Raw genomic sequence first — 24024 nt, forward strand, 5'->3', positions numbered from 1 at the left:
GCGCTGGCCCGGTGCTGATGGCAACCCTGGCCTGCGAGCTGCCGGAGCTGGGAAGGCTCAGTGGGAAAGCCATCTCGGCGTTGGTAGGGGTTGCCCCCATGAGCCGCGAAAGCGGCACCTGGAAAGGACGACGGAGTATCACCGGTGGCCGTGCCGTTGTACGCGAAGCGCTCTACATGGCAGCGCTGACCGCCAAACGCTATGAGCCCCGGCTCAAGGAATTCTTTGAATCCCTCGTCAACCAAGGCAAGCCAGGCAAGGTGGCCCTGGTCGCGGTGATGCGCAAGATGCTGGTGATCCTCAACGCCCGCAAGCGGGACGCGGAGGCCCAGATGGCCTCCGCCTAACAAGACAGTTGCTACAGAAAGCGATCGCGCGCCCTTGCCCCGCTACAATGCAGCCCTTTTTTGCATGGAGCTGCTCGATGATCTATCGCGGTTGGGGATTCATGACGCTGGTGACGCCGATTGCAGGCATCCTGCTGCTGGCGTACTTCTTCCCGCACGACGGCCCGAAGGGCAACATTCCACTGCAGCAGGTGCTGCTGGGTGGGGGCATTGGTGCGGCCGTGAACGTGCTGCTGGGCCTGTGGTTGAACCGTGCGCCGCGGCAGAAGGGCGAGGCGGCGCCGCATCATGTCTTCTTCGTGCCCATGCAGTGGGCCGCGCTGGTGATCGTGGCGGTGTGTGCCGTGGTTGCGCTGCTGCGCTGAGGGACGGTCGTTGCTCTGGTAGGTGCCAACCTTGGTTGGCACGAATCCAAGGGCGCCAACCAAGGTTGGCGACTACCGGACGGTCGTTGCTCTGGTAGGTGCCAACCTTGGTTGGCACGAATCCGAGGGCGCCAACCAAGGTTGGCGACTACCGGACGGTCGCTGCTCTGGTAGGTGCCAACCTTGGTTGGCACGAATCCAAGGGCGCCAACCAAGGTTGGCATCTACAGTGGCCCCGCGATGCGGCAACAAAAAAGGCCCCGGATCACTCCGGGGCCTTTTCATTTCAACCTACCGCCGGATCAACGATCCGGACGGTGGGCGGCTTCGGCGTCGCGCTGGCGCTCCATGAACTCCTTGGAGGGCTCATCCAGCTTGTCGCCCAGCATGCGGCGCACGACCACGAAGAACACCGGGATCATCAGCAGGCCCAGCAGGGTGGCGAACAGCATGCCGCCGATCACGCCGGTACCGATGGCGTGGCGGGAGTTGGCGCCGGCACCGGTGGAGATCGCCATCGGGATCACGCCCATGATGAACGCGAACGAGGTCATCAGGATCGGGCGGAAACGCAGGCGGGCCGCTTCGATGGTGGCATCGCGCAGGGTCTTGCCCGCGGCACGCTGTTCCACCGCGAACTCCACGATCAGGATCGCGTTCTTCGCGGCCAGGCCGATCACCGTGATCATGCCGATCTTGAAGAAGATGTCGTTGGGCAGGCCGCGGATCATCGACAGGCCGATGGCACCCAGCACGCCCAGCGGCACCACCAGCAGCACCGCCACCGGGATCGACCAGCTTTCATACAGTGCGGCAAGGCAGAGGAACACCACCACCACCGACAGCACCAGCAGCAGCGTCGCGGCGTTGCCTGCCAGGATTTCCTGGTAGGACATGCCCGACCAGTCATAGCCGTAACCGGCCGGCAGGTCGTTGGTGACGATGTCTTCCATCGCCGTCATCGCTTCACCCGAGCTCTTGCCCGGTGCCTGCGAGCCGACGATGTTGATGGCCGAGTAGCCGTTGTAGCGGCTCAGCGATGGCGGTGCCGACACCCATTCCGACTTGACCACCGTGTTCAGCGGGATCATCGCATTGGTGCCGTCGGCATTGGTGGTCAGGCTGGAGGGGCTGTAGAAGCTCTTCAGCGATTCCTGGCCGGTGCGGTACGGCGCGTCGGCCTGCATGGTCACGCGCTTGATGCGGCCCTGGTAGAAGAAGTCGTTGACGTACACCGGGGCCAGCATCAGCTGGATGGTGCTGTACACGTCCGACACCGACATGCCCATCGACTGCGCCTGCACGCGGTCGACATGCAGCGCCAGCTGCGGGGCGTTTTCCAGGCCGTTCGGGCGCACGCCGGTCAGCTTGTCGCTTTCCTGCGCCGCCTTGCCCAGCAGGATGTTGCGCGCCTGGGTCAGCTGTTCGTAGCCCTGGCCACCACGGTCCTGCAGCCACATGTCGAAGCCGCCGAACTGGCCCAGGCCCTGCACGGTCGGCAGGTTGACCACGAAGATCTGCGCTTCCTTGATGCCGTAGAACGCGCCGTTCATGTTCTGGATGAACTCGGGCACGGTGACCTTGCGGTCGGCCCAAGGCTTGAGGCGGATGAAGCCCATGCCCACGTTCTCGCCCGAACCGACGAAGCTGAAGCCGGCAATCTGCATCAGGCCTTCGTAGCCTTCCTGGTCCTTCAGGATGCCGCGCATCTGCGAGAAGACTTCGTTGGTCTGGCCCTTGGTCGAGCCCGGCGGCAGCTGCACGATGGCCAGTGCGTAGCCCTGGTCTTCTTCCGGCAGGAAGCTGCCCGGCATGCGGGTGAACAGGAAGCCGCACAGTGCGGTGAGCACCACGGCCAGGATCATCCAGCGCGGCGCGTGCTTCACCGCCGAGGTGATGTGGCCGACGTAGGTGCCGCTGATCTTGTCGTAGTACTTGTTGAAGGTACGGTAGACGATGTTCGGGTTGTCGTTGTGGGTCGGCTTGAGGAAGGTCGCGCACAGGGCCGGAGTGAAGCCCAGCGCCAGGAACGCGGAGAACGCCATCGAGATGGCGATGGTCAGCGCGAACTGCTTGTAGATCTCACCGGCCGCACCGCCCTGCAGGGCCGAGGGGATGAACACCGCGGCCAGCACGACGGTGATGGCCACCACCGCGCCGGTGATCTGGGTCATCGCCTTCTGCGTGGCCGGCTTCGGCGCAAGGCCTTCCTCGGTCATGATGCGTTCGACGTTCTCGATGACCACGATCGCGTCATCGACCACGATGCCGATCGCCAGCACCATCGCGAACAGGGTCAGCTGGTTGATGGTGAAGCCGATCAGCCACATGCCCAGGAACGTACCCAGCAGGGCCACCGGGATGACCAGGGTGGGGATGATCGTCGCGCGGAAGTTCTGCAGGAAGATCAGCATCACCAGGAACACCAGCAACACCGCTTCGAACAGCGTCTTGACCACTTCCTCGATGGAGATCTTGACGAAGGTGGTGCTGTCGTACGGAGAGAACCAGCTGACGCCGGCCGGGAAGCTCGGCTGCAGCTCGTCCATCTTGGCGCGCACGGCATCGGCCACGTTCAGGGCGTTGGCGCCCGGCAGCAGCTGGATGGCGAAGGCACCGGCGGCCTGGCCGTTGTACTGGGTATCGAAGCCGTAGTTGTTGGCACCGAAGGCGACGCGGGCGATGTCCTTGAGCAGCACGCGCGAGCCGTTGGCATTGGCCCGCAGGATGATGTTCTCGAACTCTTCAGGCGAGCTGAAGCGGCCCTCGGCCGAAACCGTGGCGGTGAAGTGGCCATCCGGCGAGGGATCCGAACCCAGCGAACCGGCCGCGAACTGCACATTCTGCGCGCGCACCGCCGCCAGCACTTCGCTGGCCGACAGGCCGTAGCCCTGCATCTTTTCCGGGTTCAGCCAGATGTTCATGGCGTACTCGGAACCGAACTGCTGGGTGCTGCCGACGCCGGGGATACGCGAAACCTGGTCGAGCACGCGCGAACCGACGATGTCGTTCAGGGCGTCGCGGCTGATCGTGCCGGTGTCCGAACGCAGGCCGACCACCATCAGGAAGCCGGCGTTGGCCTTGGCCACCACCACGCCCTGCTGGGTCACTTCCGAAGGCAGTCGTGGCGTGGCCAGCGACACCTTGTTCTGCACCTGCACCTGGGCGATGTCCGGATCGGTACCGGTCTCGAAGGTCAGGGTGATCTGCGCACGGCCGTTGGAGGACGAGGACGAGCTGAAGTACAGCAGGTGATCGATACCGGTCAGCTGCTGCTCGATCACCTGGGTGACCGATTTTTCAGTGGTGTCCGCGCTCGCGCCCGGGTAGGTGGCCTGGACGGTCACCTGCGGCGGGGCGATGTTGGGATAGGACTCGACGCCGAGGTTGAGGATCGCGATCACGCCGCTGAGCGAGATCAGGATCGCAACCACCCAGGCGAAGACTGGATGTTCGATGAAAAATTTAGGCATGACGGAAGGTTCCCGTTACTGCTTGTTCGATTCGGTGGCGGCCGGCTCGGCCTTGTCGGCCGCCTCGGGCTTGGCCGGCGCCTTGTCGGCACCGCCTGCAGCTGCGGCTGCCGGGGCTGCACCGGCGGCGGCGGGCTGGCCGTTGGCATCCTGGCCCGGGGTCCAGGGCTTGGCCGTGGCCGGCGCCCCTTCCTTGACCTTCTGCACGCCTGCCACCACGACCTTGTCACCGGCGGCCAGGCCGTCGCTGACCATCCAGTTGCCGCCCTGTGCGCCTTCGGTCTTCACGTTCTTGCGCACGACCTTGCCGTCGGCACCGACCACCATCACGAAGCCGCCGGCGCTGTCACGCTGCAGGGCCTGCTGCGGGATCAGGAAGGCGTTGTTGCGTTCGCCCAGGTTGGCCTGGAAGCTGACGAAGGCGCCCGGCAGCAGGATCTTCTGCGGGTTGGGCAGCACCGCGCGCAGCGAAACCGCACCGGTGGTCGGGTCGACCGTGGTGGACGAGAAGTCCAGCGTGCCGGCTTCGCCGTAGGCGGTGCCATCGGACAGCTTGACATTGACGGTGGCCTTGCCATCGCCGGACAGCGCCAGCGCGCCACGCGCCTGCTGCGCACGCAGCTGGCTCAGTTCGTCCACGCTCAGCGAGAAGTTCACGTACAGCGGGTCGAGCTGGTCCACGGTGGTCAGCAGGGTCACGTCGCCCTGGCCGACCAGGGCACCTTCGGTGACCTGCTGCTTGTTGGCCACGCCGCTGATCGGCGAGGTCACTTCGGCATAGCCCAGGCTGATGCGCGAGGAGGTGACCGAGGCTTCAGCCTGCTTCACCGCTGCCAGCGCGGTGCGCTCGGCGGCTTCGGCGCTGTCCAGGTCGGACTTGGACACGTACTGCTGCGGCGCCAGCGAACGGGCGCGGTCGGCGGCGACCTTGGCGTTGGCGTAGGTCGCGCGGGCCGAGGCCAGCTGTGCTTCCGACGCGTTGAGGCTGGCGCGCAGCGGGGCCGGATCGATCAGGAACAGGGTCTGGCCCTGCTTGACCTCGCTGCCTTCCTGGTAGACGCGCTTGAGCAGCACGCCCGGCACGCGCGCGCGCACGTCGGCGCTGCGGAACGGCGACAGGCGGCCGACCAGTTCACGCTGCAGCGGCAGGGTCTGCGGCTTGGCGTCGATCACGCCCACCTCCGGCGGCGGGGGCGTCTGCTGTTCCGGCTTCTTGCAGGCGGCCAGCGCGACAGCAACGGCGCACGTCAAGGCAAGGGTGCGGAGTGGGGCGGTCATCAGGAGGAACTCCGGGGTTGGTTTGTAGTGGGGGCCACCGACGGCGTTGGCGCAAAGGCGCGCAGGAAGCTGTCGACGGAGAATTCTGCCCAGCGCCGACGCAGCTGCGCGTCATCGCGATGGGGGGTATGGAAACGCTGTTTGTCGAAATCCTGACCGGCAATCATGCTCAGCAGCAGTTCGGCCATGAAGTGCGGGTCGTCATGCCGGAGCTGGCCACGCATGCAAACGGTTTCAATCCATTCAGCAAGATGAAGCGTCAATGCGCCGGCACCGTGCCGGTACAGCGTACGCGCCTCTTCGGGAAACTGCGCCGCATCGGCGGCAATCACCCGGCAGGCCTGTCCCACGTGCGGCTGGTTGAAATGCTCCAGGAAGTCGGTGGCGAACTGCAGAAGGCTGGCACGCAGGTCGTCAGTGCGGAGTGCACGGACCATGGCCCCGGTAGCGTGGCCGACGTGGCGCTGCATGACCCGCCGCAGCAGGTCCTGCTTGCTGCCGTAGCGCGAATAGAGCGTCTGCTTGGAGCAGCCGGCATGCTGGGCCACCGCATCCATGCTGATCTGCATGCCCTGGTGGGCCAGCAGTTCGCGCACGGCATCGAACACGCGCTGATCGCGCGCATCCAGGGCAGCGGGGAGGTAGGCCGGGTTCACGCGGTGGACTATACCGTCCAGTTCAGGATTGTGGAATCGTGCCGATAGTCCTGTCCGTCCTGACAGCGGGCGCTGCGCGCGCTTATTCCGGTAACACGGTTTGCCGATCCTGTCGGTATCGCGTTGCCCAGTGCCGACGCCATACCGGTGCGAACTGAATAGGCGTCTAAACCGCAGCAAACCCGGCATTTCATTATTCCGTCCTGCAGCAAGGCCTTTTCCTGCAACAGGGCTACAATTTCATTTTCCCAACTGAGCAAGCGCCTCGCTCTGCCATGAAACCGCAAAAAACCGCAGCCAAGACCGTGAAAAACAAAACCAAGCCAGCTGAGTCGGAGGTCGCAGTGACCGCTGGTTTCTCCCTGGAGCCGGTGTACACGGCCTTGCGCAAGCGTTACCCCGCGGCCGCGCAGGCCGAGGCAGTGGCATTCGCAGCCGATTTCTACAAGCGCATGGAGTCGGACGAGTTCCCGCACCACACCGCTGACGAGTGGGCGGCGCTGGCGGCAGACACCCTGGAGTTCGCGCGTGCACGCAAGGCCGGCAAGGCCAACGTGCGCGTGTTCAACCCCACGGCCAAGGCCAACGGTTGGGAATCGCCGCACACCGTGCTGCAGATCATCAACGATGACATGCCGTTCCTGGTCGACACCGTCACCATGTCGCTGGCCGAACAGGGCGTGGGCGTGCACGTGCTGGGCCACCCGGTGCTGCGCTTCACCCGCGACAAGGCCGGCAAGCTGGCCAAGGTCGGCGAGGGCGATGCCGAATCGGTGATGCTGCTGGAGATCGACCGCCAGCCGGCCGAAGCCATGGCCGCCATCGAGCAGGCCATCAACAAGGCGCTGGATGAAGTGCGCGCCATCGTGCGCGACTGGCAGCCGATGAAGGACAAGGCGCTGGCGCTGGCTGACGACCTGGGCAGCCGCCAGCTGCCGGTCGACGATGCCTCGCGTGCCGAAGCGCAGCAGTTCCTGCGCTGGGCCGCGGACAACCACTTCACCTTCTTCGGCTACCGCGAATACCGCGTGGAGAAGCAGGGCAAGGAAGACGTGCTGGCGCCGCTGAACGACACCGGCCTGGGCCTGATGCGCGGCAAGGACAAGTCCGCCGCACGTCCGGTCAAGACCCTGGCCGCGCAGGGCCTGAACACCACGTCCGGGCTGAAGGACGCGCTGATCCTGACCAAGACCAATGCCCGTTCGCGCGTGCACCGCGCCGGCTACATGGACTACATCGGCGTGCTGGAATTCGACGCCAAGGGCAGGATCATCGGCGAACAGCGCTTCCTGGGCCTGTTCACCTCCAGCGCCTACAACCGCCGCCCGTGGGAAATCCCGCTGGTGCGCCAGCGCCACGAATACGTGATGAAGCAGTCCGGCCTGGCCCCGGCCAGCCACAGCGGCAAGGCCCTGCGCCACATCCTGGAAACCCTGCCGCGCGAAGAACTGTTCCAGTCCAGCGAGGACGAACTGTTCCGCACCGCCATGGGCGTGCTGGGCCTGCAGGAACGCGTGCGCAGCCGCCTGTTCCTGCGCCGCGACAAGTACAGCCGCTTCATTTCCGCGCTGGTCTACCTGCCGCGCGAGCGCTTCAACACCGACGTGCGCCTGCGCATCGAGGCGATGCTGAAGGAAGCGCTGCACGGTGAGTACGTGGACAGCTCGGTGGTGCTGGGCGAATCGCCGCTGGCCCAGGTGCACCTGATCGTGCGCCCGAAGCCGGGCGAAATGCTCGACGTCGATACCGCCGAACTGGAGCAGAAGCTGGCCCAGGTGCTGCGCAACTGGCAGGACGACCTGCGCGAAGCGCTGGTGACCCGCCATGGCGAGACCGAAGGCCTGCGCATCGCTGCCCGCATCGGCAAGGCGCTGCCGGCCGGCTACATCGAAGACAACAGCACTGCCGTTGCCGCCAACGATGTCAGCCAGCTTGATGCCCTGACCGGTCCGGACGACCTGCGCCTGAGCCTGCAGGCCGTGCCGCGCGAAAGCGGCGATGGCCTGCGCCTGAAGCTGTACCGCCAGCTGGATGACATCCCGCTGTCGGACGCGCTGCCGATGATGGAAAACATGGGCCTGCGCGTGATCGCCGAGCGTCCGTACCGCCTGTCGGTCGACAACGCCCCGGTGTACGTGCAGGACTTCGAGGTCGAATCGACCGCCGGCGCCATCGATGCCGCCCGCGTCGATGAAGCCTTCGGCGAGACCTTCGCCCGCGTCTGGCACGGCGATGCCGAGAACGATGGCTTCAACCGCCTGGTGCTGGCCGCTGGCCTGCATTGGCGCCAGGTCGCCATGCTGCGTGGCTACTGCAAGTACCTGCTGCAGACCGGCGTGCCGTTCTCGCAGGCGTACGTGGAAGGCACCTTCTCGCGCTACCCGCTGCTGGCCCGCCTGCTGGTGGAACTGTTCGAAGCCCGCTTCGATCCCGCCACCGGCCATGAGAGCAAGGACGATATCGCTGCCGGCCAGGCCCAGCTGAAGGCCCACTTCGATGTGCTGGCTGCCGCCGACGATGCCACCCTGAAGGTGCTCAAGACCGTCGTCGATGCGCGCAAGGGCGACCGCGATGCGCAGATGCAGGCCGCGCGCGAAGCGCTGCTGAAGCTGATGGACCGCGTGTCCAGCCTGGACGAGGACCGCATCCTGCGCTCGTTCATGGGCGTGATCGACGCGACCCTGCGTACCAGCTACTACCAGACCGATGCCAACGGCCAGCATGGCCATGTCATCAGCTTCAAGTTCGATTCGGCCCTGGTGCCGGACCTGCCGAAGCCGCGTCCGTACCGCGAAATCTTCGTCTACGGCCCGCGCGTGGAAGGTACCCACCTGCGCTTTGGTGCAGTCGCCCGTGGTGGCCTGCGCTGGTCGGACCGTCGCGAAGACTTCCGCACCGAGGTGCTGGGCCTGGTCAAGGCGCAGATGGTCAAGAACACCGTCATCGTGCCGGTCGGCGCGAAGGGCGGCTTCTTCGCCAAGACCCCGCCGGTGAACGGCGATCGTGATGCGGTATTCGCCAACGGCGTGGCCTGCTACAAGCTGTTCATCCAGGGCCTGCTGGACATCACCGACAACATCGTCAACAACAAGATCGTGCCGCCGGTGGATGTCGTGCGCCACGACATGGACGACCCGTACCTGGTGGTGGCCGCCGACAAGGGCACCGCGACCTTCTCCGACATCGCCAACGGCCTGGCCATCGCGCACGGCTTCTGGATGGGCGATGCGTTCGCTTCCGGTGGCTCGGTCGGTTACGACCACAAGGGCATGGGCATCACCGCCCGCGGTGCGTGGGAATCGGTCAAGCGCCACTTCCGTGCACTGGGCCGTGACAGCCAGAGCCAGGACTTCACCTCGGTCGGCGTGGGCGACATGTCCGGCGATGTGTTCGGCAACGGCATGCTGCTGTCGCGCCACATCCGCCTGGTTGCTGCGTTCGACCACCGCCACATCTTCCTGGACCCGAACCCGGATGCGGCCACCTCGTTCGTCGAGCGTGAGCGCATGTTCACCGTGCCGCGTTCAAGCTGGGCGGACTACGATGCCAAGCTGATCAGCAAGGGCGGCGGCATCTTCCCGCGCACCCTGAAGTCGATCGAGATCACCCCGCAGGTGCGTGAAGCGCTGGGCCTGGACGAGAACGTCAAGGCACTGTCGCCGAACGACCTGATGAGCGCGATCCTGAAGGCGCCGGTCGACCTGCTGTGGAACGGCGGCATCGGTACCTACGTCAAGGCCGCCAGCGAGCAGCACAGCGACGTCGGCGACCGCGCCAACAACGCCCTGCGCGTCAACGGTGGCGAGCTGCGCTGCAAGGTGGTGGGCGAGGGCGGCAACCTGGGCATGACCCAGCTGGGCCGCATCGAAGCCGCCCAGGCCGGCGTGCTGCTCAACACCGACTTCATCGACAACTCGGCCGGTGTGGACACCTCCGACCATGAAGTCAACATCAAGATCCTGCTCAACGATGTGGTGCGCGCCAAGAAGCTGACCGTCGAGCAGCGCAACAAGCTGCTGGCGTCGATGACCGACGAGGTCGCCGACCTGGTGCTCAACGACAACTACCGCCAGAACCAGGCCCTGAGCCTGATGGAGCGGATGGCGGTCAAGCGCCTGGGTTCCAAGCAGCACTTCATCCGCACCCTGGAACAACAGGGCCTGCTCGATCGCCAGATCGAGTTCCTGCCGTCCGATGCCGAGCTGTCGCAGCGCAAGGCACGCGGCCAGGGCCTGACCCGTCCGGAACTGTCGGTGCTGCTGTCCTATTCCAAGCTGGTGGCATTTGCCCAGCTGCTGGATTCGGACATCCCGGAAGATCCGTACCTGTCCAAGGAACTGCAGCGCTACTTCCCGACCCCGCTGCAGAAGAAGTACGCCGACGCGATGGAGCGTCACCGCCTGAAGCGCGAAATCATCGCCACGGCCGTGACCAACCAGACCATCAACCGCATGGGCGCCACCTTCCTGATGCGCATGCAGGAAGACACCGGCCGCACCATCGCCGAGGTCGCCAAGGCGTACACCATCAGCCGCGAAACGCTGGATGCCCGCGCGCTGTGGGCGCAGATCGACGCCCTCGACGGCACCCTGCCGGAGTCGGTGCAGATCGACGCACTGGAAGTGATCTGGAAGCTGCAGCGTTCGTTCGTGCGCTGGCTGCTGTCGCGCCCGGGCCCGATGCCGGGCATCACCGAGGCGGTCAACCGCTACCAGGGTCCGTTCAACGACATCCGCGTTGCTTCGGGTGTGCTGCCGGATTCGCAGCGTCCGACCTATGAAGCCCTGGTGGCCGAGTGGAAGGAAAAGGGCCTGCCGTCCGCGCTGGCCCAGCAGCTGGCCGAACTGCACTTCCTGGAGCCGGCGTTCGACATCATCGAACTGGCCCGCACCCGCAAGCTGAAGCCGGTGGACGTGTCCAAGATCCACTTCCGCCTGGGCGATGCCCTGCAGCTGCCGTGGCTGTTCGAGCAGATCGACGCGCTGGAGGTCAATGGCCGCTGGCATGCCGTGGCCCGTGGCGTGCTGCGTGACGAACTGGCCGCGCACCACCGCAACCTGGCCGGCCAGGTGCTGGGTACCAAGGGCAGCAGTGCTGAAGCCAAGGTCGCCAGCTGGATCGGCCGCGACGACAGCAGCCTGCGCTTCACCCTGTCGATGCTGGCCGAACTGGCCGAGCAGAAGACCCTGGACTACCCGACCGTGTCGGTCGCGGTGCAGCGCCTGGGCCAGCTGGCCGCGCATGGCGCGTAAGTGATGTAGTGCCGGGCGCTGCCCGGCAAGCGTGAAACGGAGCGGCCCCGCGAAAGCGGGGCCGTTCTGCGTTGTGGGCTGCTGTTCGCCGGGCATGGCCCGGCGCTACCGGGCGCGGGGGTCCAGGTAGCGCCGGGCCATGCCCGGCGAGCGCAGCGGCGCTCGGTTATGCTCTTGGCCAGCCTTCCCCCCGGATCCACCGATGAGCGACACCCCCCGCATCGCTTTCCTGGCCAGCACCGCCGAACCGGCGCAGATGGCCCGCGCGGCGATGGTTTCCCGCTACGGCGACCACGCGCCTGACCAGGCCGACGTGCTGTGCCCGCTGGGCGGCGACGGCTTCATGCTGCAGACCCTGCACCGGCACGGCCGCCTGGGCAAGCCGGTGTTCGGCATGAAGCTGGGCACCGTCGGCTTCCTGATGAACCAGTACCGCGCCGAAGACGATGTGGTTGCACGCATCGCCCGCGCCGAGCCGGCCAACCTGCGGCCGCTGGAAATGCTGGCGCTGACCGAATCCGGTGCGAGCACCGGTTCGCTGGCCTACAACGATGTCTCGCTGCTGCGGCAGACCCGCCAGGCGGCGCACATCGGCATCGATCTCAACGGCCAGGAGCGGGTGGCCGAGCTGATCGGCGATGGCGTGCTGGTGGCCACCCCGGCCGGCAGCACGGCCTACAACTATTCGGCGCACGGCCCGGTGCTGCCATTGGGGTCGCATACCATCGCCCTGACGCCGTTGGCCCCCTACCGGCCGCGGCGCTGGCGCGGTGCCATCCTCAAGGCCGACACCGAAGTGCGCTTCCGTGTGCTTGATCCCTACAAGCGCCCGGTCAGCGTCACTGCCGATTCGCACGAGACCCGCGACGTGGTGGAAGTCACCATCCGCGAGTCGAAGGAGCACCGGGTGACCCTGCTGTTCGACCCGGAACACAACCTGGAAGACCGGATCCTGAGCGAACAGTTCGTTTTTTGACGACAATACGCTGCCGGCCCCGCCGATCGCTTGAAGGACCCCCACCGATGGGCGACAACTCCCCCCGCCTGCTGACCGTCGCGGTGACCTCGCGCGCGCTGTTCGACCTGGAAGAAAGCCATGCGCTGTTCGAGAGCGATGGCGTAGCGGCCTATGCCGAGTACCAGCGCCAGCATGAGGACGACATCCTTGGCCCTGGCGTGGCCTTCCCGGTGGTGCGCAAGCTGCTGGCGCTGAACCAGGGTGCCAGCCCGGAGAACCCGCGCGTCGAGGTCATCCTGCTGTCGCGCAATTCGGCCGATACCGGCCTGCGCATCTTCAATTCCATCCAGCACTATGGGCTGGGCATCATCCGCGCGACCTTCACTGCCGGCGAGCCGACCTGGCCCTACGTGAAGCCGTTCGGCACCGACCTGTTCCTGTCGGCCAATCCCGAATCGGTGCGCAGTGCGCTGCGCCATGGCATCGCGGCGGCGACCATCCTGCCCAAGCCCCCGGGTGAAACCGCGGCGGCTGCCGCCGACCAGATCGATATCACGCGCCCGGCCGGACAGCTGCGCATCGCCTTCGATGGAGACGCAGTGATCTTCGGCGACGAGAGCGAGCGGATCTCGCGCGAGCAGGGGGTTGAGGCCTTCGGCCGCCACGAGCGCGAGCGTGCCCGCGAGCCGCTCAGTGGTGGCCCGTTCCGTGGCTTCCTGTCGGCCCTGCACACGCTGCAGGAAGTGTTCCCGGCGGGTGACAGCGCGCCGATCCGCACCGCACTGGTCACCGCGCGTTCGGCCCCCGCGCACGAGCGGGTGATCCGCACCCTGCGTGAGTGGGGCGTGCGCCTGGACGAGGCCCTGTTCCTCGGCGGCCGCCACAAGGGCCCGTTCCTGCAGGCCTTCGGCGCGGACATCTTCTTCGATGATTCGCAGCACAACATCGACAGCGCCCGTGAACACGTGGCCGCCGGTCACGTCCCGCACGGCGTGGCCAACGAGGGCTGAAGCGGATTCGACGGGTGGGTGCCAACCGTTGGTTGGCACTGCCATGCATCGGCGCCCACCAAGGTGGGCATCTACCACAGAGGGGCTACGGGCTTCCCGACATCCCCAGCTGCAGGTCCACTACCTTCCAGCGCAGGCCCTGCGGCTCCAGCACCACCTTCATCGGTGATTCGCCGGGGCCGCGCTGGACGTCGATAACGAAGCGGTCCAGCGCCTCGAAATGGTGTTCGGCATTCTTCAACGGCCGCGCCGGTTCGGTCGGGCCGAACGCATCGCCGCCCTGCAGTTCATTGCGGCCGCGCTTCCACAGCACGTGGCCCTGCAGCATCGCGCCGATGCCGGTTGGCGTGACCATGGTGTCCACCGCCGCACCTCCCAGCTGGTCACCCAGCCCGTACAGCAGCGCGCCGAACGGGCTGGCCGCCACGTCCGGCCCCGCCTGCCGCACCAGGTAATCGTTGAGCTGGGCGCGCAGGCTGCTGCGTACGCGCGGAAAATCCACGTAGCGCTCCAGCCGCGCGGTATCGCGCTGCTCGATGGCCTTGGACAGGCCGTGCACGGTCAGGTACGGGCCACTGAACCACCAGGCGGCCACGGCCAGGACAAGGGCAACCAGAATGCCGATGAGTTTCTTCATGGCGCCCAGACTGCCGCAACTGCGGCAGCCGCAGGTTAAGCGTCAGTGACTGGGTGAGCCGCTGCCATCGCCGAAGGCGGCCACCAGCCGCTGCCGATCGGCGCCATCCAGCGCCTCCAGGCGGGTTTGCAGCACCTGTTCGAGGCTGGCCACGCGGGTGGTGCCGAGGATGCCGCTGGCCACGCCGGGATGCTGCAGTACATAGGCGAAGGCGGTCTGCGCCGGCTGCTGGCTGTGCACCGATGCCACCGCGCGGCGCATCGCGCGTGCGCTGCGCATCAGTGCGCGGCTGCTCGGCTTCAGCCACGTGCGCGCCAGGTACCAGGCGTCGGCCAGCCGGGGCAGGCGTGGCCGGGCCGGCAGCAGGTGGCCCTGGGCGAGCACGGTGCCGGCCAGCACGCCGATGCCGGCTGCGGTGAGCTGGTCGATCAGCGGCTCGCGGTCCTGCTGCAGGGCGTTGTAATCCAGCAGGACCACGTCGAAGGCCTCGGGGTGGGCGATCATCCAGCGCAGCGTCACCGCCGAGTGCGTGTTGATGCCGGTGCAGCGCACCAGGCCGCGCTCGCGCAGGCGCTGCAGCGCCGCCAGCAGGTCATCGTTGATGTCGTGCTCGCTGGCGCCATGCAACTGGTAGATGTCCAGGTAATCCAGGCCGAGGTTGCGCAGCGACGCCTCGCAGCTGGCGGTGATCGCCGCCGCGGAGAAATCACGCTGTTCGGCACCGCTGATGCCGGCCTGGCCGGTCAGCGTGCCGCCCTTGCTGGACACCACCAGGGACTCACGCGGAAAGCGCGCCAGCAGCGGGCGCAGGATGCGGCCCAGCCGCGGCTCGGCATGGAAGCCGGAATAGTTGTGGCCGGTGTCGAGCAGGTTCACGCCCTGTGCCAGTGCATGCTCGACCACGGCGGCCGCAGCACCTTCAGCGAAGCGGCGGTGGCCCCAGAAGCCGGAACAACCCAGGCCGATCGGCGACACCTGCAGGCCGGTGCGGCCGAGCACGCGCCGCTGCCGGGCCAGGGGTAGTGCCTGCGCCATCAGAATTCCAGGTCCAGGGCGGCGCAGAGGTAATCGACGAACGGGCCCAGTGCGGCCAGATCCTTGCCCAGGGTGGACAGCAGCCGGGGGCCGGTCATGGTGTCGTCGTCCAGCGAGCGCCACATCACCCAGTTGCGATGCTTGAGGTCGTCGATGAACTCGAAGTCGGCGGGGAAGCCGCGCGGCGGCCGCACCAGTTTCTCGGTCTGCTCGAAATCAAAGCGCTTGCGCAGGGCCGGCGCGTGCGCGGCGGCCTTCCAGCTGCCCGGGTTGTCGAGGATGAAATGACGGATGCGTCGCTGCGTGTCCGGCTCCGGATGCCACAGGCCGGCGCCGACGAAACTCTCGCCCGGCTGCAGGTGGATGTAGAACGAGGGCGCAGCCACTTCGCGGCGGCGCTCGTGGAACAGGCGGGCGCCCTGCCAGGTCTTGTACGGCGACTTGTCGTTGGAAAAACGCGCGTCGCGGTGGATACGGAACAGCGAACCGCCGACACCGCGCGTGTCCGAACGGAAGTGGTCGCTGACCTCGGTCAATGCCGGTTGCAGGTCGCCCAGCAGGCGCAGGAACGGCTGCCGCACATGGTCTTCGTACTGCTGGCGGTGGTCGTTGAACCAGGCCTTTTCGTTATGCCGCGCCAGGCTGCGCAGGAACTTGAAACTGGCGTCGGAGAAATACGTGCTCACAGCGTCTCCTGCAGGTGGTGGCCCCAGTCGCGCAGCGACTGCAGCAGGCCGGCCCGGCGCGCGTCATCGGGCGCTTCGGCGGCCAGCGCGTCGATCTGCTGCTGGTACTGGGGCAGGTTCAGTTCGCCCAGGCCGCTCTCGCCGAGCAGGCGCTGGCGGCGGTAATCCTGCCAGCGCTCGCGTTCATCCGGTGCGAGGCTGTCGGGATGGTTGCGTGCGCGGTAGCGGAACAGCAGCTCGGGCAGGCGCGGGTCGCGGAAGCGGCCTTCCAGCGCGGCCAGCTGCTGCGGCGCGCTGGTGCGGGCCAGGGCCAGCAGTGGCTTGTCGCCCGCGCCGAGGAAGCCGTCATACAGCGAGGCGTCCACGTCGGACACGATGGCCGGCCGCGGCTGGTTGAAGACCTGGCGCGCCTTCTCGGCCAGCGCTGCGGCAACCGCGCGCAGGCGCTCGGCCTTGGCTTCGATCGCGGCCACGTCCAGGCCCAGGCGTGCGTGGTCGTCGGCGCGCAGGTGGTTCCAGGCCACCAGCGCCGGCACCTTGTTCAGATGCACTTCCTTCAGCGGCACGCGGGCCGCGCCCTCGGGCAGTTCACTGGCGCGCATGTACAGGCGCTGGGCGATCACTTCGGCCGGCAGCTCCAGCAGGTCATCGATTTCCCCTTCCAGGTCGAACACGATCACCCGGTTGTTGATGGTCGGGTGCATGGCCAGCGGCAGCACCGGCGCCGCACACAGGCGGCTGGCCGGGTAGCGCATGGAAATGTGCAGCACCGGGTTCATCGCGGCCACGTCCAGCAGGCTGCCGACGAAGCGCTTGTCGCGCAGCTTCAGTGCGTAATCCCACAACCGCGGCTGCGACTGCTTGAACAGCCGCGCCATGCCGATGGTGGCGCGCACGTCCGACAGTGCCTCGTGCGCATCGCCTTCGCGCACGCCGTTGGCTTCGGCCAGGTGCTCCAGCTTGAACGAGGTCGCGCCATCTTCGCGCAGCGGCCACTGGATGCCGTCCGGGCGCAGGGCACGCATCATCCGCAGCATGTCCAGCAGGTCCCAGCGCGAGTTGCCGTTGCGCCACTCGCGCTCGTACGGATCGTGGAAATTGCGGAACAGGCCGTAGCGGATGAACTCGTCGTCGAAGCGCAGGGTGTTGTAGCCGAGCGCGCAGGTGCCCGGCCGCGACAGCTGCTCGTTGATGCGATCGAAGGCCTCGGCTTCGCTGATGCCCTCGGCCATGGCCTGCTGCGGGGTGATGCCGGTGACCAGGGTGGCCATCGGCGACGGCACCAGGTCATCGGCCGGGCGCACGAAGAAACTGACCGGCGTGTCGATCACGTTCAGATCGGCATCGGTGCGCATCGCCGCGAACTGCGCGATGCGGGTGCGGCGCGGGTCCTGGCCGAAGGTTTCGAGATCGTAGAACAGGAAGCTGTCGGCCATCAGTGTGCGCCCTCCAGGACCGGCAGCTGCGCGTGGATCTGCGCTTCCAGCGTGGCCCAGTCGATGTTGTCCAAGGATTGGTGGCCTGCGGTGGCCGCCACCAGCATGTCGCGCTGGATCTCCGTGCGGCGCAGCGCTTCGGCATACGGCGTGTGCAGGAAGGTAACCATGGTGTAGTGCGGCACGAAGCGCGTGGGCCAGCGCCGCTGCAGTTCCTGTTCCAGCTCGCGCTGCAGCAGGAAGGCCGGATCGGCGACGCGGTCGCGCATCTCCAGGTAGTTCTCCAGCGCCATCTGCTGGATGGCACGCGCATTCGGCTTGCGCTCGGCCTCGAAGGCGGCGAAGGCGCCTTCCAGGTCGTCCGCCTCCTGCAGGTGGCGGGCCAGTGCCACGCAGTCCTCGAAGGCGCAGTTCATGCCCTGGCCGTGGAACGGCACCATTGCGTGCGCGGCATCGCCGATCAGCACGGCGCGGCCGGCCTGGTGCCAGCGCTGCAGGGTGAGCGTGCCCAGCAGGCCGGGCGGATGCTGCTCCCAGTCCGCGCGCAGGTCCGGGATCAGCGGCAGCGTGTCGGCGAACTCGCGGGCGAACAGTGCCTCGGCCTGCGCACCGGTGTTGACCGTGGCAAAGCTCGGCTCGCCCTTGTTGGGCAGGAACAGGGTGACGGTGAACGTGCCTTCGTGGTTGGGCAGGGCGATGCACATGTAATGGCCGCGCGGCCAGATGTGCAGCGCGTTGCGCTCGATGCGGAAACCGCCGTCGGCCGCAGGCGGGATCTCCAGTTCCTTGTACGAGTGGTCGAGGAAGGCAATGTCCTCGCCCAGCGGCGCACGCCGGTTCATGGCTGCGCGCAGTGCCGAACCGGCCCCGTCGGCACCGATCAGCGTGTCGAAACGGATGTCGTGCGGGCTGTCGTCGCGGTCATCGATGAAGCGCGCGTAGCCGGCATCGAAATCGACGGTGTGCAGGCGGCGATGGAAGTGCACGGTGGCGCCGGCCTGTTCGGCCAGTTCCAGCAGCGTGGTGTTCAGGCCGCTGCGGTGGATCGACCAGATCACTTCGCTGTCGTCGCGCCCGTAGCGCTGCAGCTGCGGTTCGCCCTCGCGCGGGTGCACCATGCGGCCGCGCATCATCACCGCGCGGGCCATCACTTCGTCTTCCACGCCGGCCTGGCGCAGCGCGTTGCGGCCGCGCTCGGCCAGTGCCAGGTTGATCGAGCGGCCGCTTTCGTAGTCGGCCACGCGCGGGTCGCCACGGCGTTCGTACAGGGTGATCCGCCAGCCCTGGCGGGACAGCAGGATGGCCAGCAGGGAACCGGCCAGGCCGGCACCGATGATGCTCAACGAGCGGGATGCATGTGCGATCAACGAACTGTCCAGCAAGAGGTGGGGGAGCGGCTTACAGGCCGGCCCAGGCTTCCACTTCCTCGACAAAGTGGTGCACGTCCAGGTAGCGGTTGTAGAGCGGGGTGGGCGAAATGCGGATCACGTCCGGCTCGCGCCAGTCACCCAGCACGCCGATGGCGCGCAGGTGTTCGAACAGGGCGCGGCCACGCTCGCGGCCGGCGAGTACCCGCAGCGAGAGCTGGCAACCGCGGCGTTCCGGTTCGGACGGGGTGACGATGTCCAATACCTGCGGCAGGCGCGCCCGCACCAGGGCGTCGAGCAGGCCGGTGAGGGCCAGCGACTTGCGGCGCAGCCCCTCCATGCCGGCCCGCTCGAACAGGTCCAGCGATGCACGCAGCGGGGCCAGGCCGAGGATCGGCGGGTTGCTCAGCTGCCAGCCTTCGGCGCCGATGGCCGGGGTGAACTGCGGCGCCATCTGGAAGCGGGTCGCCTCATCGTGGCCCCACCAGCCAGCGAAGCGGGGCAGGGTGGTGTCGCGGTGGTGGCGCTCATGCACGAAGGCACCGGCCACGGCGCCCGGGCCGCTGTTGAGGTACTTGTAGTGGCACCACACCGCGAAATCCGGCGCGACATCGTGCAGGTGCAGCGGCAGGTTGCCGACCGAATGGGCGAGGTCGAAACCAATGCGGGCGCCCTGCAGGCGCGCGATGCGGGTGATCGCATCGAGGTCGAAGGCCTGGCCGGTGCGGTACTGCACGCCCGGCCACAGCACCAGCGCCAGGCGCGGGCCGTGTTCGCCGATGGCGCGTTCGATGGCGGCCATCGAGATCGTGCCGTTGGCTTCATCCGGCTGCACTTCCACCAGGCAATCGGCCGGGTCGAAACCGTGGAAGCGGATCTGCGCTTCCACCGCATGGCGGTCGGTCGGGAACGCGCCGGCTTCCATCAGGATGACCGGGCGCTCGGCAGTGGGCCGGTAGAAGCTGACCATCATCAGGTGCAGGTTCACGCTCAGCGTGTTCATCGCCACCACTTCGCTGGGCAGCGCACCGACCACGCGGGCCAGCTGCGCGCTGACCAGGCGGTGGTAGGACAGCCACTGGGTGGGGCCGGTGAAGTGGCCTTCCACGGCCAGCTCGCCCCACTGCTTCATCACTTCCTGCACGGCGGCCTGCGCGCCACGCGGCTGCAGGCCCAGCGAGTTGCCGACGAAGTAGGTCTGTTCGCCGCCGCCATGGCGCGGAATCAGGAATTCATTGCGCAGCGGGCGCAGCGGATCGGCGGCGTCCAGGGCGATGGCGTGGGTGCGGCTGAGCAGGTCGGACATGGTCGGGCAACAGGCTGCAACGGGGCTGCCAGTGTAGCGCCTGGGGCCTGCGTGATGCCGCGCGGTGCGCTCGCCGGGCATGGCCCGGCGCTACCCGTAGATCATGCGCACCGGTAGCGCCGGGCCGTGCCCGGCGGATGCGTCAGGCGTCGCGATGCCCGGTAGCGCCGGGCCGTGCCCGGCGAACGTTCAGCCCGCCGCCGGTGCCGGCAACGGATCCACGTGCCCACATTCGCTGCAGGTGCGCAGTTCCAGGCTGGCCTGGTAGCGCGCGAACACCTTGGGCAGGTCGGTCTCGATGTTCTGCAGCGGGAAATACTCTTCGTGCAGCTTGTGGTTGCAGCGCTCGCAATGCCAGATCACGCCGTCCTTCTCATGCGGCAGGCGCTTGCGCTCGACCACCAGGCCGATGCCGCCAGGCGGGCGCCGCGGCGAATGCGGCACCTTGGCCGGCAGCAGGAAGATCTCGCCGGCGCGGATGGGGATGTCACGTACTGCGCCATCCTCCTGCACCTTCAGCACCATCTCGCCTTCCAGCTGGTAGAACCACTCCGGGCCTTCGTCGTAGTGGTAGTCGGTGCGCGAGTTCGGCCCGCCCACCACCATCACGATGAAGTCGCCGTTGTCGATCATCTTGTTGCCCACCGGCGGCTTCAGCAGGTGGCGGTGTTCTTCGATCCAGGCGTGCAGGTTGATCGGCGAGGCGAGCATGGTCGGTTCCCCTGGGAGGTCAGTCGCGCTTGCCCTTGCGCGGCACGTAGGACAGGGCCTTTTCATAGGCCGGCTGCAGCTCTTCCAGCGCGCCGACATCGATGCCCATCTCGCGCACACGGCCATCCTTCAGGCTGTAGACCCAGCCATGCACCATCAACTTCTGGCCCCGCGCCCAGGCGTCCTGCACGATGGTCGAGCGGCACAGATTGGCCACCTGCTCGATCACGTTCAGTTCGCACAGGCGTGCATGCTTGAGTTCGTCGGTTTCAATCGCGTCGATGATCGCGCTGTGCTTCTGCATGACATCACCGACATGACGCAGCCAGTTGTCAGCCAGGCCCACGCGGGTGTTGTGCAGGCAGGCGTGCACGCCGCCGCAGCCGTAATGGCCGACGATCAGGATGTGCTTCACCTTCAGCTGGTCCACCGCGTACTGCACCACGCTCAGGCAGTTCAGATCGGTGTGGGCCACGACGTTCGCCACGTTGCGGTGCACGAACACTTCGCCCGGTGCCATGCCGATGATCTGGTTGGCCGGCACGCGCGAATCGGAACAGCCGATCCACAGGTATTCCGGGTGCTGCTGCTTGGCCAGCTGGTGGAAGAACTCGGGGTCTTCCTTCTCGATGCGGTCGGCCCAGTCGCGGTTGTTCTGCAGCAGCTTGTGGATGTCTTTCATGTTCGGGTCCCTGGCGTCGGGTGGGCGAGGGGCGTGGCCGTCCGGCCGCGCCTTCGCGGGAAACAATGCGCTCAGTCGCTGGCGGCGGTCTGCGCGCGGTGCCAGCGCATCCACTGCGCCAGCTCGGTGAAATGCGGGGAGTCGAGCTTTTCCAGTTCGGCGATCACCGCCTGCTGGTTGGCCTCGGGGTGGTTCTGGCTCAGTTTCAGCTTCAGCTGCACCTGTTCGACCTGGAAGCGGAAGCCGATGATGCCGCGCAGCTGGCGACGGTGGTCGTCACGCTGCGGCTCGAACCGCCAGGCCTGGCCGACGCTGGCTTCGAAGCGGTCGCCGATATCGGAGACCAGTTGGGCCAGTTCGTCGGTATCGTCGAAACGCTGCAGCTGGCCACGCAGTTCGGCGGCGGCATAGTTCCAGGTCGGCACGCGCGAGGCGGCTTCCTTGTCCGGGTACCAGCTGGCCGACACGTAGCCATGCGGGCCGTCCACCAGCACCTTGGTCGCGCCGTCATGGCGCGCCTGCGGGTTGGCCCGGGCCCAGTGGCCGCGCAGTTCGATCTGGTCGCCGTTGCGCCGGTACAGCACGGGCACGCGGGTCAGTTCGGGCAGGCCGTCGTCACCGGTGGTCAGCACGGTGACGAACGGATCACGCGCCAGCAGGCGATCCAGCCAGAGCAGGTCGGTCGCGGCGAAGTCGCGTGGGGTGAACATGGTTGGCGCCTTACGCGCGCGCGCCCAGCGACTGCACCATGCGCCCGCGCAGGCCTTCATCGCTGCCGGCCTGCGGCGGCTGCACTTCGTGCAGGCTGAAGCCGCGCACCAGGGCGTCTTCTTCGTCCAGGCCGTCGTACTCGACGAACTCGGCGTCGAACAGCTGCGAACGCGCGGTGTCTTCGCTGTCATAGCTCAGCGTGTTGCCATCGCTGTCGAGCACTTCGGCGGTGCCGGCCGGGCGCACGCGCAGGCGGGCCCAGATCAGGGTGTTGCCGAGGCTGGCCAGCCACCAGCTGTCACGCGCGTCGTTGTTGTTGTCGTTCATGTGTGCGTTACCAGAGCGAAGCCACCCAGAGCAGGGCAGCCATGCCCAGTCCGGCCAGCAGGGTCAGCAGCGATACCCAGGCCGGCGTCGCCAGCCCGGACAGCGAACGGTCCGGCTGCTGGCGGTAATCGCGGCGCAGCAGCCAGGCCAAGGCATCGGGCTTGAGGAAGGCGCCATTGCCGAAGCGCGCGGCGAGCGCCGGATGGCGGTCGCGCACGTGCACCAGGGTCAATGGCCAGAAGATCACGAAGGCACTGAACCCGGCCACTGCGACGCCGACGAAACAGAGGGCGAAGAACAGGGTCATGGGGCAGTACCTCCGTGGTCGTTGGGGGTGGGCTTAGAAGTCCGCGCTGCCCGGGGCGCGCGGGTAGGGGATCGCATCGCGGATGTTGGACAGGCCGCAGACGTAGACCACCAGGCGCTCGAAGCCCAGGCCGAAGCCGGCGTGCGGCACCGAACCGTAGCGGCGGAAATCGCGGTACCAGCTGTAATGCTCGCGATCCAGGCCGAACTGGGCCATGCGCGCATCCAGCACGTCCAGGCGCTCTTCGCGCTGGCTGCCACCGATGATCTCGCCGATGCCCGGAGCCAGCACGTCCATCGCGGCGACGGTCTTGCCGTCGTCGTTCAGGCGCATGTAGAAGGCCTTGATGTGCTCGGGGTAGTTGGTCACCACCACCGGGCGGCCGACGTGTTCCTCGGTCAGCCAGCGCTCGTGCTCGGTCTGCAGGTCCAGGCCCCATTCGACCGGGAAGTCGAACTTCTTGCCCGACTTCTGCAGCAGGCTGACCGCATCGGTGTAGTCGATGCGCTCGAACGGTGCGTTGATGAAGTCTTCCAGCTTGGTGATCGCGTTCTTGTCCACGCGTTCTGCGATGAAGGCCAGGTCGTCACCGCGCTCGTTCAGCACGGCACGGAACAGGTACTTCAGGAACTCTTCGGCCAGGCGTGCGTCTTCGGCCAGGTCGGCGAAGGCGATTTCCGGTTCGATCATCCAGAACTCCGCCAGGTGGCGGGTGGTGTGGCTGTTTTCGGCGCGGAAGGTCGGGCCGAACGTGTAGACCTTGCTCAGCGCCAGGCAGTAGGCCTCGACGTTCAGCTGGCCGGACACGGTCAGGAAGGTTTCCTTGCCGAAGAAATCGCGGCTGAAATCGATCGCGCCCTTCTCGTCGCGCGGCAGGTTCACCATGTCCAGGGTGGACACGCGGAACATCTGGCCGGCGCCTTCGGCGTCGGACGTGGTGATGATCGGGGTGCTGATCCAGTTGAAGCCGTTCTCGTGGAAGAAACGGTGCACGGCCTGGGCCAGGCAGTTGCGGATGCGGGTGACCGCGCCGAACAGGTTGGTGCGCGGGCGCAGGTGCGCCACTTCACGCAGGAACTCCGGCGACATCGGCTTGGGCTGGATCGGGTAGGTGAGCGGGTCCTCGACCCAGCCGACCACCTCCAGCGCGCTGGCCTGGATCTCGAACGACTGGCCCTTGCCCTGCGACTTCACCAGGGTGCCGGTGGCGATGACCGAGCAGCCGCTGGTCAGGCGCTTGATCTCGTCGAAATTGGCCAGGGTGTCGTTGGCCACGACCTGGATCGGCGCGAAGCAGGAACCGTCGCTCACATTGACGAAGGCCAGATTCGCTGAACCGCGCACCGTGCGCACCCATCCGCGTACCGTGACTTCGCCGCCTTCCGGGATCTTCCCGGCAAGCGCATGTTCAACGCTGACCACCGTCATGACTTGAATCCTCTGCTGATCGACTCGATCTGTGAACACGGGAGTTTACCGG

General features: G+C 67.0%; 20 protein-coding genes. 5 read left to right on the forward strand and 15 right to left on the reverse strand.

From position 1 onward, the window contains the following. A partial coding sequence (locus C1926_RS05105; RefSeq protein WP_159095036.1) for a transposase occupies nucleotides 1-347 on the forward strand: 347 nt, incomplete at its 5' end. Between the two features lie 77 nt (nucleotides 348-424). Then, entirely contained in the window at nucleotides 425-712 is a 288-nt protein-coding gene (locus C1926_RS05110) for a hypothetical protein (protein ID WP_108747851.1), read from the forward strand. A 302-nt stretch (nucleotides 713-1014) separates the two neighbouring features. On the opposite strand, the gene C1926_RS05115 is transcribed toward C1926_RS05110, so the two are convergent. The 3 genes from C1926_RS05115 to C1926_RS05125 are packed head-to-tail and all read right to left on the reverse strand — an operon-like array spanning nucleotide 1015 to nucleotide 6119. After that, nucleotides 1015-4185 (reverse strand): multidrug efflux RND transporter permease subunit, encoded by a 3171-nt coding sequence (locus C1926_RS05115; RefSeq protein ID WP_079222404.1) that lies wholly within the window; start codon nucleotides 4183-4185, stop codon nucleotides 1015-1017. Between the two features lie 15 nt (nucleotides 4186-4200). After that, nucleotides 4201-5463: an efflux RND transporter periplasmic adaptor subunit gene (locus C1926_RS05120; protein ID WP_108758441.1), complete on the reverse strand. Its 1263-nt coding sequence runs from the start codon at nucleotides 5461-5463 to the stop codon at nucleotides 4201-4203. Next, on the reverse strand, nucleotides 5463-6119 hold the full coding sequence (locus tag C1926_RS05125; protein WP_079222402.1) for a TetR/AcrR family transcriptional regulator: 657 nt from the start codon (nucleotides 6117-6119) through the stop codon (nucleotides 5463-5465). Before C1926_RS05125 ends, C1926_RS05120 begins: the two co-directional genes overlap by 1 nt. Before the next feature lie 275 nt (nucleotides 6120-6394). Here C1926_RS05125 and C1926_RS05130 point away from each other — a divergent pair, with 275 nt between their 5' ends. From C1926_RS05130 to C1926_RS05140, 3 genes are all read left to right on the forward strand, one after another. Then, nucleotides 6395-11371, forward strand: a complete 4977-nt coding sequence (locus tag C1926_RS05130) for an NAD-glutamate dehydrogenase domain-containing protein (protein ID WP_108758442.1) — start codon at nucleotides 6395-6397, stop codon at nucleotides 11369-11371. A gap of 202 nt (nucleotides 11372-11573) precedes the next feature. After that, a complete protein-coding gene (locus C1926_RS05135; protein ID WP_079222400.1) occupies nucleotides 11574-12347 on the forward strand; it encodes an NAD kinase in 774 nt (257 codons plus the stop codon). Between the two features lie 47 nt (nucleotides 12348-12394). Then, a complete protein-coding gene (locus C1926_RS05140) occupies nucleotides 12395-13339 on the forward strand; it encodes a 5'-nucleotidase (protein ID WP_033831508.1) in 945 nt (314 codons plus the stop codon). Between the two features lie 85 nt (nucleotides 13340-13424). Here C1926_RS05140 and C1926_RS05145 read toward each other — a convergent pair whose 3' ends face one another. The 12 genes from C1926_RS05145 to asnS form a co-directional block, all read right to left on the reverse strand. Beyond that, nucleotides 13425-13976 (reverse strand): DUF2939 domain-containing protein, encoded by a 552-nt coding sequence (locus C1926_RS05145; protein ID WP_108758443.1) that lies wholly within the window; start codon nucleotides 13974-13976, stop codon nucleotides 13425-13427. Nucleotides 13977-14018: 42 nt separating this feature from the next. Then, nucleotides 14019-15011 (reverse strand): aldo/keto reductase, encoded by a 993-nt coding sequence (locus tag C1926_RS05150; RefSeq protein ID WP_108746977.1) that lies wholly within the window; start codon nucleotides 15009-15011, stop codon nucleotides 14019-14021. Further along, entirely contained in the window at nucleotides 15011-15697 is a 687-nt protein-coding gene (locus C1926_RS05155; RefSeq protein WP_079222397.1) for a DUF2461 domain-containing protein, read from the reverse strand. Before C1926_RS05155 ends, C1926_RS05150 begins: the two co-directional genes overlap by 1 nt. Further along, entirely contained in the window at nucleotides 15694-17133 is a 1440-nt protein-coding gene (gene sbcB, locus C1926_RS05160; RefSeq protein ID WP_108758444.1) for an exodeoxyribonuclease I, read from the reverse strand. The genes C1926_RS05155 and sbcB overlap by 4 nt, the downstream gene beginning before the upstream one ends. Then, nucleotides 17133-18500 (reverse strand): NAD(P)/FAD-dependent oxidoreductase, encoded by a 1368-nt coding sequence (locus tag C1926_RS05165; RefSeq protein ID WP_079225285.1) that lies wholly within the window; start codon nucleotides 18498-18500, stop codon nucleotides 17133-17135. Before C1926_RS05165 ends, sbcB begins: the two co-directional genes overlap by 1 nt. Before the next feature lie 31 nt (nucleotides 18501-18531). Beyond that, on the reverse strand, nucleotides 18532-19806 hold the full coding sequence (gene kynU, locus C1926_RS05170; protein WP_108758445.1) for a kynureninase: 1275 nt from the start codon (nucleotides 19804-19806) through the stop codon (nucleotides 18532-18534). A gap of 189 nt (nucleotides 19807-19995) precedes the next feature. Next, complete coding sequence (locus C1926_RS05175) at nucleotides 19996-20517, reverse strand: 3-hydroxyanthranilate 3,4-dioxygenase (RefSeq protein WP_108758446.1); 522 nt, start codon at nucleotides 20515-20517, stop codon at nucleotides 19996-19998. A 19-nt stretch (nucleotides 20518-20536) separates the two neighbouring features. After that, nucleotides 20537-21199, reverse strand: a complete 663-nt coding sequence (can, locus tag C1926_RS05180; protein WP_108758447.1) for a carbonate dehydratase — start codon at nucleotides 21197-21199, stop codon at nucleotides 20537-20539. A gap of 71 nt (nucleotides 21200-21270) precedes the next feature. After that, nucleotides 21271-21909 carry an FMN-binding negative transcriptional regulator gene (locus C1926_RS05185; RefSeq protein ID WP_108758448.1) on the reverse strand — a complete coding sequence of 213 codons (639 nt, stop codon included), beginning with the start codon at nucleotides 21907-21909 and terminating at the stop codon, nucleotides 21271-21273. A 10-nt stretch (nucleotides 21910-21919) separates the two neighbouring features. Beyond that, a complete protein-coding gene (locus C1926_RS05190) occupies nucleotides 21920-22237 on the reverse strand; it encodes a hypothetical protein (protein WP_108758449.1) in 318 nt (105 codons plus the stop codon). A 7-nt stretch (nucleotides 22238-22244) separates the two neighbouring features. Next, nucleotides 22245-22544, reverse strand: coding sequence for a hypothetical protein (locus C1926_RS05195; RefSeq protein WP_079222390.1), 300 nt, complete (start codon nucleotides 22542-22544; stop codon nucleotides 22245-22247). A gap of 33 nt (nucleotides 22545-22577) precedes the next feature. Further along, nucleotides 22578-23972: an asparagine--tRNA ligase gene (asnS, locus tag C1926_RS05200; protein ID WP_079222389.1), complete on the reverse strand. Its 1395-nt coding sequence runs from the start codon at nucleotides 23970-23972 to the stop codon at nucleotides 22578-22580. Nucleotides 23973-24024 lie beyond the last annotated feature (52 nt).

Origin of the sequence: Stenotrophomonas sp. ZAC14A_NAIMI4_1, from assembly GCF_003086915.1 — a bacterium.
Classification (GTDB): domain Bacteria; phylum Pseudomonadota; class Gammaproteobacteria; order Xanthomonadales; family Xanthomonadaceae; genus Stenotrophomonas.

Bases quoted from the DNA above. Each gene is read 5' to 3' on its own strand.
- C1926_RS05120 (WP_108758441.1), bottom strand. From the start codon at position 5,463: ATGACCGCCCCACTCCGCACCCTTGCCTTGACGTGCGCCGTTGCTGTC.
- asnS (WP_079222389.1), bottom strand. From the start codon at position 23,972: ATGACGGTGGTCAGCGTTGAACATGCGCTTGCCGGGAAGATCCCGGAA.
- C1926_RS05145 (WP_108758443.1), bottom strand. From the start codon at position 13,976: ATGAAGAAACTCATCGGCATTCTGGTTGCCCTTGTCCTGGCCGTGGCC.
- C1926_RS05190 (WP_108758449.1), bottom strand. From the start codon at position 22,237: ATGAACGACAACAACAACGACGCGCGTGACAGCTGGTGGCTGGCCAGC.
- C1926_RS05130 (WP_108758442.1), top strand. From the start codon at position 6,395: ATGAAACCGCAAAAAACCGCAGCCAAGACCGTGAAAAACAAAACCAAG.
- C1926_RS05135 (WP_079222400.1), top strand. From the start codon at position 11,574: ATGAGCGACACCCCCCGCATCGCTTTCCTGGCCAGCACCGCCGAACCG.
- C1926_RS05115 (WP_079222404.1), bottom strand. From the start codon at position 4,185: ATGCCTAAATTTTTCATCGAACATCCAGTCTTCGCCTGGGTGGTTGCG.
- sbcB (WP_108758444.1), bottom strand. From the start codon at position 17,133: ATGGCCGACAGCTTCCTGTTCTACGATCTCGAAACCTTCGGCCAGGAC.
- C1926_RS05140 (WP_033831508.1), top strand. From the start codon at position 12,395: ATGGGCGACAACTCCCCCCGCCTGCTGACCGTCGCGGTGACCTCGCGC.
- C1926_RS05110 (WP_108747851.1), top strand. From the start codon at position 425: ATGATCTATCGCGGTTGGGGATTCATGACGCTGGTGACGCCGATTGCA.
- C1926_RS05175 (WP_108758446.1), bottom strand. From the start codon at position 20,517: ATGCTCGCCTCGCCGATCAACCTGCACGCCTGGATCGAAGAACACCGC.
- can (WP_108758447.1), bottom strand. From the start codon at position 21,199: ATGAAAGACATCCACAAGCTGCTGCAGAACAACCGCGACTGGGCCGAC.
- C1926_RS05185 (WP_108758448.1), bottom strand. From the start codon at position 21,909: ATGTTCACCCCACGCGACTTCGCCGCGACCGACCTGCTCTGGCTGGAT.
- C1926_RS05195 (WP_079222390.1), bottom strand. From the start codon at position 22,544: ATGACCCTGTTCTTCGCCCTCTGTTTCGTCGGCGTCGCAGTGGCCGGG.
- kynU (WP_108758445.1), bottom strand. From the start codon at position 19,806: ATGTCCGACCTGCTCAGCCGCACCCACGCCATCGCCCTGGACGCCGCC.
- C1926_RS05150 (WP_108746977.1), bottom strand. From the start codon at position 15,011: ATGGCGCAGGCACTACCCCTGGCCCGGCAGCGGCGCGTGCTCGGCCGC.